13 protein-coding genes and 1 pseudogene are annotated in these 11,923 nt (G+C 72.4%); 7 read left to right on the top strand and 7 right to left on the bottom strand.

Going from position 1 to position 11,923, the window contains the following annotated elements; translation table 11 throughout:
• Positions 1–17 precede the first annotated feature (17 nt).
• Positions 18–524, top strand: a complete 507-nt coding sequence (locus tag D9753_RS21135) for a roadblock/LC7 domain-containing protein (protein ID WP_121788413.1) — start codon at positions 18–20, stop codon at positions 522–524.
• Positions 525–544: 20 nt separating this feature from the next.
• Positions 545–919: a roadblock/LC7 domain-containing protein gene (locus tag D9753_RS21130; RefSeq protein ID WP_121788412.1), complete on the top strand. Its 375-nt coding sequence runs from the start codon at positions 545–547 to the stop codon at positions 917–919.
• Positions 920–926: 7 nt separating this feature from the next.
• Here D9753_RS21130 and D9753_RS21125 read toward each other — a convergent pair whose 3' ends face one another.
• Both D9753_RS21125 and D9753_RS21120 read right to left on the bottom strand, forming a co-directional pair.
• Positions 927–1,511 (bottom strand): hypothetical protein, encoded by a 585-nt coding sequence (locus tag D9753_RS21125; protein WP_121788411.1) that lies wholly within the window; start codon positions 1,509–1,511, stop codon positions 927–929.
• 97 nt (positions 1,512–1,608) lie between these two features.
• On the bottom strand, positions 1,609–2,451 hold the full coding sequence (locus D9753_RS21120) for a MurR/RpiR family transcriptional regulator (protein WP_121788410.1): 843 nt from the start codon (positions 2,449–2,451) through the stop codon (positions 1,609–1,611).
• A 177-nt stretch (positions 2,452–2,628) separates the two neighbouring features.
• On the opposite strand from D9753_RS21120, the gene D9753_RS21115 reads away from it, so the two are divergent.
• Positions 2,629–3,051 (top strand): hypothetical protein, encoded by a 423-nt coding sequence (locus D9753_RS21115; RefSeq protein ID WP_121788409.1) that lies wholly within the window; start codon positions 2,629–2,631, stop codon positions 3,049–3,051.
• Positions 3,052–3,488: 437 nt separating this feature from the next.
• Here the strand turns inward: D9753_RS21115 and D9753_RS21110 are convergent, their stop codons facing one another.
• A complete protein-coding gene (locus D9753_RS21110) occupies positions 3,489–4,880 on the bottom strand; it encodes a cystathionine beta-synthase (RefSeq protein ID WP_121788408.1) in 1,392 nt (463 codons plus the stop codon).
• Positions 4,881–5,041: 161 nt separating this feature from the next.
• On the opposite strand from D9753_RS21110, the gene D9753_RS21105 reads away from it, so the two are divergent.
• From D9753_RS21105 to D9753_RS21095, 3 genes are all read left to right on the top strand, one after another.
• Positions 5,042–6,061, top strand: a complete 1,020-nt coding sequence (locus tag D9753_RS21105) for an SGNH/GDSL hydrolase family protein (RefSeq protein ID WP_205614217.1) — start codon at positions 5,042–5,044, stop codon at positions 6,059–6,061.
• A gap of 259 nt (positions 6,062–6,320) precedes the next feature.
• Positions 6,321–7,538, top strand: a complete 1,218-nt coding sequence (locus D9753_RS21100) for an acetyl-CoA C-acetyltransferase (protein ID WP_121788406.1) — start codon at positions 6,321–6,323, stop codon at positions 7,536–7,538.
• Positions 7,539–7,830: 292 nt separating this feature from the next.
• Positions 7,831–8,613 carry a hypothetical protein gene (locus tag D9753_RS21095; RefSeq protein ID WP_121791203.1) on the top strand — a complete coding sequence of 261 codons (783 nt, stop codon included), beginning with the start codon at positions 7,831–7,833 and terminating at the stop codon, positions 8,611–8,613.
• A gap of 7 nt (positions 8,614–8,620) precedes the next feature.
• On the opposite strand, the gene D9753_RS21090 is transcribed toward D9753_RS21095, so the two are convergent.
• A complete protein-coding gene (locus D9753_RS21090) occupies positions 8,621–8,932 on the bottom strand; it encodes a hypothetical protein (protein ID WP_205614216.1) in 312 nt (103 codons plus the stop codon).
• Between the two features lie 99 nt (positions 8,933–9,031).
• Between D9753_RS21090 and D9753_RS21085 the strand changes: the two genes are divergently transcribed.
• Positions 9,032–9,262 (top strand): DUF4287 domain-containing protein, encoded by a 231-nt coding sequence (locus D9753_RS21085; protein WP_121788404.1) that lies wholly within the window; start codon positions 9,032–9,034, stop codon positions 9,260–9,262.
• Between the two features lie 76 nt (positions 9,263–9,338).
• Here D9753_RS21085 and D9753_RS21080 read toward each other — a convergent pair whose 3' ends face one another.
• The 3 genes and pseudogenes from D9753_RS21080 to D9753_RS21070 all read right to left on the bottom strand — a co-directional run bounded on the left by D9753_RS21080 (position 9,339) and on the right by D9753_RS21070 (position 11,916).
• The gene (locus tag D9753_RS21080) at positions 9,339–10,184 is read right to left on the bottom strand and encodes a Bax inhibitor-1/YccA family protein (protein ID WP_121788403.1); all 846 of its coding nucleotides are present in this window, start codon (positions 10,182–10,184) and stop codon (positions 9,339–9,341) included.
• A 186-nt stretch (positions 10,185–10,370) separates the two neighbouring features.
• A pseudogene (locus tag D9753_RS21075) lies at positions 10,371–10,475 on the bottom strand (FAD-dependent monooxygenase); the annotation flags it as partial.
• A gap of 625 nt (positions 10,476–11,100) precedes the next feature.
• Positions 11,101–11,916, bottom strand: coding sequence for an aminoglycoside phosphotransferase (locus tag D9753_RS21070; protein WP_121788402.1), 816 nt, complete (start codon positions 11,914–11,916; stop codon positions 11,101–11,103).
• Positions 11,917–11,923 lie beyond the last annotated feature (7 nt).

The following is an 11,923-nucleotide window of genomic DNA, read 5'->3' as shown; positions in this document are numbered from 1 at the left end:
CCGAGAGGAGAGAGCTGATGGTGTCCGAGGAGGATCTCCACGCCGTCCTGGACGAGCTGCGCCGGCTGCGCACCCGGGTGCCCCAGCTCACCGGCGCCCTGGCGGCCGGTGTCGACGGTCTCGTCATCGCCCACGACACCCCCGGGGTCGACCCGGAGGGCCTGTCCGCGCTCACCGCGGCCGCGCTCGGCGTCGCCGTACGGGTCACCGACACCACCGGGCACGGCGGCTTCCGCGAACTGCTGGTGCGCGGCGAGCGCGGCTACGTCGCCACCTACGCCGCCGGCCGTACCGCCGTACTGACCCTGCTCGCCCAGGACCGGGTCAACGTCGGCCGGCTGCACCTGGAGGGCCGCCGGGCCGGAGCGCGCGTCGGGGAACTGCTCGACGCCGCCGAGGCCACGGCCCGGACCGCCCGCCCGGCCCGCAGACCGCCGGGCGCCGTCAGCCCCGCGCCCCCGGCCCGCGTCCGTCCGACCCCCCGCACCACGAGCGCCGAAGCGCGCACCGCGACCGACAGTTGAACGATCCGAGAGGACTCACCATGGCCAACACCGAGACCGCGCTGAAAGAGGCGCTGACCTCCATCGAGGGCGCCACCGGCGTCGCGCTCGTCGACTACACCAGCGGGATGGCGCTGGGCACGATGGGCGGCAGCAAGACCTTCGACCTGAACGTGGCCGCCGCCGGCAACACCGACGTGATCCGCGCCAAGATGCGCACGATGGAGATGCTGGGCCTCAAGGGCGGCATCGAGGACATCCTCATCACCCTGTCGGACCAGTACCACCTGATCCGCCTGCTCAACAGCCGCGGCGGCAACGGCCTGTTCCTCTACCTGGTCCTCGACTCGGGCCGGGCCAACCTGGCGATGGCCCGGCACCAGCTCAAGCGGATCGAGGAGGAACTGGAGGTCTGACGGCGGCTCAGACGAGCGCCGCGGTACGGCGGCGGGTCCCGCCCGGGGCCGCGTCGCCGGCCGCGATGCCCGTACCCCGCAGGCCCCTGACGGCCTTGCCGGCCGGGCGTCCGCCGTACCGGCCGAGCCAGTCGACGCGCACCCACAGCAGCGTCTGCCCGGCCCGCTCCAGCCGGCCGAGCCACGCGGCCTTCAGCCGCAGCCCGGCGCCGATCCCGGCCAGCAGCAGGCCGCCGGCCGCGGGCACCGCGAAGGCGGACCCGAGGGCGGCGGCGCCGCCGAGCAGCAGCCACCAGCGGTGTCCCCGGCGCCAGTCGCGCACGGTCACCGCCCGGTCCTGCAGGACGTCGTACTTGCCGGCGCGGACGGCGCCGCGGGCGAGGGCGGCGTACCGGCCCCGGTGGGCGAGCGCCACGCCGGCCGCGGCGAGCAGGAAGAGCGCCGCCCCGGCGAGGACGCCGATCCGGCGTCCGGTCAGTCCCTGCGGTACGGCGCCGATCCCCGCGGCGACCGCCCCGGTCCACCAGAGCGGAGCGGCCCCCGCCCGTACGACGACGGCCACCCGGGCCAGTCCCTGTCCTCCGCGCGCCACGTCAGCCTCCCGTGTCACGTTGCAGTGAGCGCCTGTGTTTCGCAGGCAAGCTAACGGCAGAACGTGAGACGAGTCTGAGAGAGGCCGTGCGGAATCCTCACTCCACGAACAGCCCGCGTGCCGCCGCGCCCGCGTCGAACTCCTCCAGGCGGGCCTGGGCGTCCGGCAGGTCGTCGCAGACCGCCTCCAGCAGCACCCGGCCGAGCAGCATCGGCGCGCACGCGGTGTCGAAGGCCAGCCCGGTGCCGACGGCGGCGGGCAGCAGCAGGTCGGAGTGTTTGGCGACGGGCGCGAACGCGGAGTCGGCGACCGTGACGACGGTCAGCCCCGCGTCCCTGGCGTAGGCGAGGGTGTCCACGACCTCGCGGGGATGCCGGGGCAGAGCGAAGCACAGCAGGGCGGTGGCGCCCGCGCGGACGGCGGCGTCGATGCGGTCGTGGATCATGGTGCCGCCCTCGTGGAGCAGCCGGACGTCGGGGTGGACCTTGGCGGCGAAGTAGGCGAAGCCGTACGCCTGGGAGGCGGCGGCGCGCAGTCCGAGCACCGGCAGCGGGCGGGAGGCGGCGAGGATCCGGCCGGCCTTCTGCACCGGGCGCGGGTCGGCGAGCAGCTCGGCGAGGTGCCTGAGGTTCTCGATCTCGGCCTCGACGGCCTGCTGGTACTCGTTGTAGGTGCCCGCCCCGGCGACCGGTTCGGCCGGGACGACCTCACGCAGGTGCTTGCGCAGGGCCGGATAGCCGTCGAAACCGAGGGCGACCGCGAACCGGGTCACCGACGGCTGGCTGACCCCCGCCAGGTCGGCCAGCTCCACGCTGGACAGGAAGGGCACGTCGGCGGCCCGGCGCACCATGCTGTGCGCGATGCGGCGCTGGGTCGGCGTGAGCCGGTGCCCCTCGAAGAGGGCCTGCAACCGGTTGGCCGGGCTGTCGGTCGCACTCATGACGTACTCCCCCTCTGCGAGTCCTCGACGCCCCGGGAGAGTACAGCGCCGGGGCGTGGACACACACCAGTCATTTATTCAGAGAGCGTGTCACTGTATACCGTTATACATCCCGGAGGTCCGGACCGGGGGCTGGCCCCAGTGCGGCACGGGCCGCCGCTCCCTAGGCTGACCCGCATGAACACTTTCGACCCGCGAGGCACCGACCTCGGGAAGGACCTCGACGCCACCGTGCGGGCCCGCAGGGAGTTGGGCGACGACTACGACTCCGTACTGGTCGACTCGTTCCTGGAGAAGGTCGGACAGCGGATCGACGACGCGGTGGACCGCCGGGTGCGGCGCCGGCTGGCCGAGCAGGACATGGCGGCGGCACGCGGCACCCGACGGCCGAAACCGGCCGACTCCTGGGCCGAGCGCCACGGCTTCGCTCTGATCACGCTGGTCCTGGCCATTCCGCTGTCCGCGATCGCCGCCACCTTCGCCGGGCTGTCCGGGACGGTCGTCACCTGGCTCGGCATCGTCGGCGTCAACGCGGTCCAGGCGGTCCGGCTGAACCCCGGGCTCCTCCCCCGCCACGACCGGTCCACCGGCGACGACTGACCGGACCCGGCCCGGCACCGGTGACCCGCCGGCCGGGCGGGGGCCGGGGACGGCCGGGAGACTCTCGCGGTGCCCGGCAGCGGGGCGAGCGCGTGGAAGACTTTCGCGGGGACCGCCGCACCCCCGTTTCCGGGGGGCGGGACGACGGCGGTCCCCGCGAGGGACGCGGGCCGGGTCAGGCCGGGCCCCCGCGTCCGTGGCGTCCAGGGAGGTCCGGGAGCCGCTCCGGAGGTCCATGGCGCCGTTCGGCGCCGGCCTGGCCGGGGAGCCTCTCCCCGGGCGCTTGGCCCGGGAGGCGCTCCCACCGCCCTGCCGACACCCACCACTGTGCCGGGCCCGTGTTAAGCGGGTGCTGCGCGCACGTGACACGCGCGTACCACTTCCGCGAACCCCGTCCCCCGGTGCTCGCGGCGTCCCCGGGCCGGGCACCGGGTCCGCTACTTGCCGCCGCCCTTGGCCAGGAAGGCCAGCAGGTCCTGCCGGCTGACCACACCGGTCGGCTTGCCCTCGACGAGGACGATCGCCGCGTCGGCCGCGCCGAGCACCGACATCAGGTCGCCGACCGGCTCACCCGAGCCGACCTGGGGCAGCGGCGCCGACATGTGCTTCTCCAGCGGGTCCTCCAGGGACGCGCGCTGGCTGAACAGGGCGTCCAGCAGCTCCCGTTCCACGACCGAGCCGACGACCTCGGCGGCCATGACGTCGGGGTGCCCGGCGCCCGGCTTGACGACCGGCATCTGCGAGACGCCGTACTCGCGCAGCACCTCGATGGCCTGGCCGACGGTCTCCTCCGGGTGCATGTGCACCAGGGACGGGATGGTGCCGCCCGCCTTGTCGCTGAGGACGTCGGCGACGCGGGCGCTCGGGCCCTCGTCCTCCAGGAAGCCGTAGTCGGCCATCCACTCGTCGTTGAAGATCTTGCTGAGGTAGCCGCGGCCGCTGTCCGGCAGCAGGACGACCACGACGTCGTCCGGACCGAGCCGCTCGGCGACCTCCAGCGCGGCGACGACGGCCATGCCGCAGGAGCCGCCCACCAGCAGGCCCTCCTCCTTGGCCAGCCGGCGGGTCATCTGGAAGGAGTCCTTGTCGGAGACGGCGACGATCTCGTCCGCGACGGTGCGGTCGTAGGCGGTCGGCCAGAAGTCCTCACCGACGCCCTCGACCAGGTACGGCCGGCCGGAGCCGCCGGAGTACACGGAGCCCTCGGGGTCGGCGCCGATCACCTTGACCGTGCCCTGGCTGGCCTCCTTCAGGTACCGCCCGGTGCCCGAGATGGTGCCGCCGGTGCCGACGCCCGCGACGAAGTGGGTGATCTTCCCCTCGGTCTGCTCCCACAGCTCGGGGCCGGTCGAGTGATAGTGCGAGAGCGGGTTGTTGGGGTTGGAGTACTGGTCGGGCTTCCACGCGCCCGGCGTCTCACGGACGAGCCGGTCGGAGACGTTGTAGTACGAGTCCGGGTGCTCCGGAGCCACGGCGGTCGGGCACACCACGACCTCGGCGCCGTACGCCCGCAGCACGTTGATCTTGTCGGTGCTCACCTTGTCGGGGCACACGAAGATGCACTTGTACCCCTTCTGCTGCGCGACGATGGCCAGCCCGACGCCGGTGTTCCCACTGGTCGGCTCGACGATCGTGCCACCCGGCTTCAGCTCCCCGCTCTGCTCGGCGGCCTCGATCATGCGCAGGGCGATGCGGTCCTTCACGGAGCCGCCCGGGTTGAAGTACTCCACCTTGGCCAGGACGGTCGCCTGGATGCCCTTGGTGACGCTGTTGAGCCTCAGCAGCGGGGTGTTGCCGACGAGGCTGATCATCGAGTCGTGGAATCGCACCGTTGTCTCCGGTTGCTTGCGCAAAATGTGGTCGTAAGTGGTGCCGCCAGCCTAAGGCCCCGGGGCGAACCGGGGCGGTCGTTCACTCCCCGTCGAGATTGGCGGACCGTCTGTACGGGGCAAGGAGTGGGTGTACGGCTACGAGGAGGTGGCGGCGACGCATGACGAGCATGTCCAGGGCGCGAGTGGCCCGGCGCATCGCGGCCGGAGCGGCGTACGGCGGGGGCGGGGTCGGGCTGGTCGGCGCGGCGGCCGTCGGCCTGGTACTGACGGAGCTGCGGCTGGCCCGGCGCCATGTGGGCAACGGCAGCAGCGGCCGGGTGCCGACGGCCGAGGGGGTGTACGGCCACGGGTACGACATCCCCGGCGAACCTCCCCTCCACCTGACCATGCTCGGCGACTCCACGGCCGCGGGGCAGGGCGTGCACCGGGCGGGCCAGACACCGGGGGCGCTGCTGGCATCGGGCCTGGCGGCGGTGGCGGAGCGCCCGGTGGAGCTGCGGAACGTGGCGCTGCCCGGGGCCCGGTCCGACGACCTCGACCGCCAGGTGACGCTGGTGCTCTCGTCCGCGTTCCCGGTCCCGGACGTCTGCGTGATCATGATCGGGGCGAACGACGTGACCCACCGGATGCCGCCGACCCGCTCGGTACGGCACCTGTCGGCGGCGGTACGACGACTGCGCACGGCCGGCGCCGAGGTGGTGGTCGGCACCTGCCCCGATCTCGGCACGATCGAGCCCGTGCAGCAGCCGCTGCGCTGGCTGGCCCGGCGGGCGTCCCGGCAGCTCGCGGCGGCGCAGACGATCGGGGCGGTGGAGCAGGGCGGACGCACGGTGTCGCTCGGCGACCTGCTGGGCCCCGAGTTCGAGGCGAACCCGCGGGAGCTGTTCGGCCCGGACAACTACCACCCCTCGGCGGAGGGGTACGCGACGGCGGCGATGGCGATACTGCCGACGGTGTGCGCGGCGCTGGGCCTGTGGCCGGCGGACGAGGAACGGCCGGACGCGTCGCGGCGCGAGGGGTTCCTGCCGGTGGCGCGGGCGGCGGCCGAGGCGGCGTCGGAGGCCGGTACGGAGGTCACGGCGGCGATGCCGGCGGGGCCCCGGGGCCCGTGGGCGCTGCTCAAGCGGAGGCGTCGGCGCCGTGTACCCGAAGCGGAGCCGGCCCGCCCCTCGGCCTGACCGGCGCGCGCCGGCCCCGGTCCGGCAGGCGCCGGCCCGCCCGTCACGGCGGGCGGGCGTCGGCCCGTCGCGGCGGGCGCGGCCGGGGCGGGAGGTGCCCGCCGTCGCGTCCCGGTGGCGTCGGCGGCGCCCACCTGGCCAAGCAAGCGCTTAGACAATTGCGGTCAGTGTCACACCGCAACACCGGTGACCTGGGCCATACGGACGGGTAACTTCCCAACCGGCCCTGCCCGATCCCTCCCGTCCCACTGGAGCCGTGATGCCCGAAGCCGTCATCGTCTCGACCGCCCGCTCCCCCATCGGCCGCGCGAACAAGGGCTCCCTGAAGGACCTGCGCCCCGACGACCTGACCGCCACGATCATCCAGGCGGCGCTCGCCAAGGTCCCCGAGCTGAACCCCGAGGACATCGACGACCTGATGCTCGGCTGCGGCCTCCCCGGCGGCGAGCAGGGCCACAACCTCGGCCGGATCGTCGCCGTACAGATGGGCATGGACCACCTGCCGGGCTGCACGATCACCCGCTACTGCTCCTCCTCCCTCCAGACCTCCCGCATGGCGCTGCACGCCATCAAGGCCGGCGAGGGCGACGTCTTCGTCTCGGCCGGTGTCGAGATGGTCTCCCGCTACGCCCACGGCAGCTCCGACATGCCGGGCACCCACAACCCGCTGTTCGCCGAGGCCGAGGCCCGTACCGTCGAGGTCGCCCAGCAGGAGGGCAGCACCTGGCACGACCCGCGCGAGGACGGCCTGCTGCCCGACCCGTACATCGCGATGGGCCAGACCGCCGAGAACCTGGCCCGCGTCAAGGGCATCAGCCGGCAGGAGATGGACGAGTTCGGCGTCCGCTCGCAGAACCTCGCCGAGGAAGCCGTCAAGAACGGCTTCTGGGAGCGCGAGATCACCCCGGTGACCCTCCCCGACGGCACGGTCGTCAGCAAGGACGACGGTCCGCGCGCGGGCGTCACCCTGGAGGGCGTGTCGGGCCTCAAGCCGGTGTTCCGCCCCGACGGCCTGGTCACCGCCGCGAACTGCTGCCCCCTCAACGACGGCGCCGCCGCGCTCGTCATCATGTCCGACACCAAGGCGCGCGAGCTGGGCCTGACCCCGCTCGCCCGGATCGTGTCCACCGGTGTCTCCGGCCTGTCCCCCGAGATCATGGGCCTCGGCCCGGTCGAGGCAAGCCGGCAGGCGCTGCGGCGCGCCGGTCTCACCATCGACGACATCGACCTGGTCGAGATCAACGAGGCCTTCGCCGCCCAGGTGATCCCCTCCTACCAGGACCTCGGCATCGACCTCGACAAGCTGAACGTCAACGGCGGCGCCATCGCCGTCGGCCACCCCTTCGGCATGACCGGCGCCCGCATCACCGGCACGCTCATCAACTCCCTCCAGTGGCACGACAAGCAGTTCGGCCTGGAGACGATGTGCGTCGGCGGCGGCCAGGGCATGGCGATGGTGATCGAGCGCCTCCGCTGACACACCGTCCGTAGCGGGATGCGCACGTCACGTCGCACAAGGGCCCAGAACCGAGGAAACACCGAGGTTCTGGGCCTTTCCGTGATCCAATCTCCCCCAGGATGTGACCTATCTCGCTCCCCGGGGACATCGCCGCAGGTCAGAGGGGGTCGGCGAAATCCATCCCCGCATCGCGCGGCCAAGTTCCTGTCCGTTTCGTGACGTTACGCACTGACAGCGGGATAGTCCGCCCTTCAAGCTGATGTAGGAAGTCGGGGGACGAGTCTGAACCGGGAGTACGTCAGTGAGCGCCATGCCGATCGCCCTGCTGCTCACCACGGCCGCCACCGGCGCCGTGGGCGTCGCCGTCCTGCGCACCGTGCTGAAGCTGCGCCGCCAGCTCACGGAGCTGCAGCGCACGCTGGCCGGGAACCGGGCGGCCGGCGCGCGCACCTTGCTGCCGCACGCCCGCTCCGGCGCGGACGCCGACCAGATACGCGCGGCGGTGGCCGAGGCGCTCGCCGAGGAACGGGAGCGGGAGCTGGCCGAGGCGCGCGCCTTCTGGGCGGCTCAGGAGACCCGTGACATCTCCGACGCCCCCTCGCTGCTGGGCCTGCCCGAGATGGATCTGTTCCTGCCGCGGCAGTCCGACTTCCTCGGCCTGGAGCCGCTGGAGCCGGTGTCCGAGCCGACCCTGGACGCCGACGAGTTCGGCGGGGAGTCCCCGGAGCTGGCCGCGGCCCGCCGCCGCCACCCCTCGCACCCCGACTTCGTACCCGTGCAGTCGCCGGCGGTGAACGACCACGAGCGCACGGTGACCGCCCTGGAGCAATTGGCCGCCGACCGCGTGGCCCTGTCCGACGTCCGCCCCGGCCCGCTCGGCACGCTCGACGTCTACGTCTTCGCCGACGGCACCACCCTGTGCATGACCCCGGGCCACCGCGAGACGGCCGAACGGCTGGCGGCGGCCCTGGAAGCGGGCGAGGCCCCGTACCTCCTAGGCGGCTCCGGCATCTCCGGCGCGTACACCCTGACGTTCGCGTGCGGCGAGGACATGCTCTACATCCTGGCCGACCGGGTCATCGCGTCCTTCTGACGCCGGCTCAGAGCCCGGCCCGCTGCCGGGCCTCCTCCACCAGCCGCACCGCCTCGGCGACCTGTTCGTCGCTCTCCACCACGACCGCCAGGTCGTGCGCGGCCACCAGGATCTGGTCGGCGGCGGCGAACATCCCCGCATCCGGCATCTCCCGGCTCTCGGTGCCCGGCTCCTCCAGCCGCTGGGCCCACCGGGACAGCTCCCGGGCCGCGGCCAGCGCCGCGGCGGCGGCCCCCCGTTGCAGCCGGCTCTGCGGAGCGGCCCGCAGGCGGTCGGCGAAGTGATCCACTGCTCGGCTCAAGGGCGTCGTATCAACCACCCGCCGAGGGTAACGCGCCGCACTGTTGCCAATACGCGGACGCTCAGGCACGGTGACGGGAAGGACCGGCTCACATCCCCTTTGCGTTCGGAGGCGCCGATGTCCCACGTCTTGTCCGAAGAGACCCACCGCAACATTCTCGCCCGCATTCCGCACTGCACCGGCCGCGAGGTCTCCGACTGGCTGCGCACCGTCGAAGAAGGCCCCGCCCTGTTCCGCTTCGAGGAGAAGGTCGGCTGGCTCCGGCACGAGTACGACCTCGCGTACGGCCACGCGAAGGCCCTCGTGCACGAGTACGACCTGAGGAGGGCGGCCCGCAAGCTGCTCTAGCCGCCGCACCGGCGAGGACGACGACGAAGGGCCCCGGAACGAGTCCGGGGCCCTTCGCGTACGACCGTCGGGGCCGCTAGTCGTTGCTGCTGAAGATCGCTACCAGGCGCAGCATCTCCACGTAGATCCACACCAGGGTCATGGTGAGGCCGAACGCGGCGAGCCAGGACTCGTTGCGCGGGGCGCCGTAGGCGATGCCGTCCTCGATCTGCTTGAAGTCGAGGGTCAGGAAGAACGCGCCGAGCAGGATCGCGAAGATGCCGACGATCGCACCGAGCGGGCCGAAGCTGCGCAGACCGCCGTCGGCGGCGACACCGAACGCGACCAGCAGCAGGTTGACCGTCATGACCACCATGAAGGCGATCGCGATGGCGATGCCGATGCGGGCGTAGCGGGCGGTGACGCGGATCCAGCCGGCCTTGTAGACCAGCAGGGTCGCGGCCGACACCGCCATGGTGCCGAGCACCGCCTGGAAGGGGGCGCCGCTCCAGCGGCTGTTGTACATCTCGCTGATGACGCCGAGGAACACGCCCTCGAACGCGGCGTACCCGAGGATCAGCGCGGGCGACGGGGTGCGCTTGAAGCTCTGGACCATGGCCAGGACGAACGCGATCAGCGCGGAGCCGACGGCCAGGCCGTAGCTGGTGCCGGAGACCGGCAGCAGCGCCCAGGCGAGGACGGCGCCGACGGCGACCGTGCCGAGCGTGAGGGCCGAGCGGACGACGACGTCGTCCATGGTCATCCGGTCGGCGGTGACCGGGGCCTGCGGCGGGGCACCGTGCTGGACGTCGGTCTGCGCGTACGGGTTCTGGGCGTAGGGGTTGCCCTGCGCGTACCCGGCCTGCGGTGCGGTGTTGAAGCCGGCGTAGCCGTTGTCGCGGCTGAACCCCCGTCGCGAGAAGACCGGGTTACTGCTCCTCATTTCACTCCTCCATGGCTGCCGTGCGCAGCCTTGGCTCAAGAGTAATGGATTGGCAAAGGATCGACCATGATACTTGAGGAGGATCTTTCCCCTGCCGTGTTCTCCCACACGCTACGCGCAGGACCGGTTCCCGGCCACGGACGATGACCTTTCCGGACGAAACCGCCGCCTGATCGAAAGGAACCCGGTGTCGTCAGGTCCGAGGGCCCGGGCGAGGGTGACGACGTCGCCGACGGCGAGGTTGAGCCCCTTGGCACCGGTCGGCGGCACGACGTGGGCGGCGTCACCGGCAGTGGATCAGCGGGCCCCTGACGCCGCCGTACGGACGCATGACGGCGCCAACCGGTGTTGTCACCTGGTCGGCGTCGTCGGTACGGAAGGTGCCCGGAGCCGGACTTGATCCGGAAGAGGTGACCCCCGTTGACCTGGCACTTTCTCATTCCCGCAGGTCGCCCGGCCCGGACGAGACCGGACCGGCCCGGGCCAGACCCCACCAGACCGTCCCGGCAGGAGCATGGTGCGCCAACTGGCGCACACGCTGGCGCCCTGATCGGTGGCCGGGAGGTAGGTCTGCGCCGCTCGTGCTTCCGTACGTCGAGATCGCGTCAAATAGATGCGGCCGACCGCATACAGCAAGGGGTTTCGCGCCGTATAACTCAGTGGGCCCGGCGGCACGTCTCGCCGCCGGGCCCACCCGCGGCCTCCCTGCCCAACCTGCGGAGTATGGACGAGGGATACCGCTCCACCACGCCCCGTGGGCGCGGCAGCCTGTTCCATCAAGTCACGGCCGTCTGGCCGAAACACGGATGTCATTTAACCGTGAAGTGACCAGCGTGACTAGATGAATGCGCCTCGCAACTCATTGTCACCCGAAAGAAGTACAAGCGCCATTGGCCTGGCCAAGTAACGGGCGCGGTCAGCGCTCCGCCTTGCCGGGCTCCAACGCGAGGTAGGCGCGCAGCTTCGCGGCCTGGACCGCCATGTGCACCTTCCAGGCGGCGGGCTCCTCGATGGCGATCTCGTGCCACACCCGGGCGACCGCCGCGCCAAACGCCCGGATCGCCGCAGGGTCGCCATCTCGCCACGAGGTGACCTCACACGCCCAGTCCACCGCCGAGACCGCCGAGTGGCCGGCCTCCATCAGCCGCAGCGCCCACATGTACGCGTCGATCCACCCCGCGCCCCGGGTGGGCCAGGCCCAGTCCACCAGGCGCACATGGCGGCCGTCGATGAGCACGTCGTCCGCTGCCCACTGGGTGTGGAGCACGACGTCCCCGGCGAACAGCTCCGCGGCGCCCTCGTCGGCGTACGGCCCCCACCGGTCCACGGCGGTGCGTAGCTCCACCTCGGCGGGCGCCTGGAGGCGCTGCGCGTCCTCCAGTGCGGTCAGGACCAGGTGCAGGTCCGCCGGCGCCTGGTAGTCCGCGTGGCGGCCCTGCACAGCCTCGTAGCCGAGCAGCAGCCAGCCGCCAGTCTCCGTGTGCCACAGCAGCCGCGGGGAGTTGGCAGGCACGTGCGGGGCGATGGCCATTTCACGGTGCTGGGAGGCGGCCTGCGGGTGATCGGCGGGGATGCCCTTGACGAAGACCGGCCCGGACGCGGTGGCCAGGACGGCGGCCACGGCGGAGTTGTGGCCGGCTTGCACGGTGCGGACGGAGCGGACGGGCCCGGTGTGGAGAGTGACCGCCTGGAGAGCGGCGGCGGGCAGTTCGGTGAAGTCGACGCGAGGCATGGGCACG

This window comes from Streptomyces dangxiongensis (assembly GCF_003675325.1).
GTDB lineage: Bacteria > Actinomycetota > Actinomycetes > Streptomycetales > Streptomycetaceae > Streptomyces > Streptomyces dangxiongensis.
The sequence above is the reverse complement of the archived record's forward strand: the minus strand, read 5'-3'. Positions and strand labels throughout refer to the sequence as shown.

What these genes read in the sequence shown, in the direction of transcription:
- D9753_RS21135 (WP_121788413.1), top strand. Translation starts at nt 18, where the DNA reads ATGGTGTCCGAGGAGGATCTCCACGCCGTCCTGGACGAGCTGCGCCGG.
- D9753_RS21130 (WP_121788412.1), top strand. Translation starts at nt 545, where the DNA reads ATGGCCAACACCGAGACCGCGCTGAAAGAGGCGCTGACCTCCATCGAG.
- D9753_RS21120 (WP_121788410.1), bottom strand. Translation starts at nt 2,451, where the DNA reads ATGAGTGCGACCGACAGCCCGGCCAACCGGTTGCAGGCCCTCTTCGAG.
- D9753_RS21115 (WP_121788409.1), top strand. Translation starts at nt 2,629, where the DNA reads ATGAACACTTTCGACCCGCGAGGCACCGACCTCGGGAAGGACCTCGAC.
- D9753_RS21105 (WP_205614217.1), top strand. Translation starts at nt 5,042, where the DNA reads ATGACGAGCATGTCCAGGGCGCGAGTGGCCCGGCGCATCGCGGCCGGA.
- D9753_RS21100 (WP_121788406.1), top strand. Translation starts at nt 6,321, where the DNA reads ATGCCCGAAGCCGTCATCGTCTCGACCGCCCGCTCCCCCATCGGCCGC.
- D9753_RS21095 (WP_121791203.1), top strand. Translation starts at nt 7,831, where the DNA reads ATGCCGATCGCCCTGCTGCTCACCACGGCCGCCACCGGCGCCGTGGGC.
- D9753_RS21085 (WP_121788404.1), top strand. Translation starts at nt 9,032, where the DNA reads ATGTCCCACGTCTTGTCCGAAGAGACCCACCGCAACATTCTCGCCCGC.
- D9753_RS21080 (WP_121788403.1), bottom strand. Translation starts at nt 10,184, where the DNA reads ATGAGGAGCAGTAACCCGGTCTTCTCGCGACGGGGGTTCAGCCGCGAC.
- D9753_RS21070 (WP_121788402.1), bottom strand. Translation starts at nt 11,916, where the DNA reads ATGCCTCGCGTCGACTTCACCGAACTGCCCGCCGCCGCTCTCCAGGCG.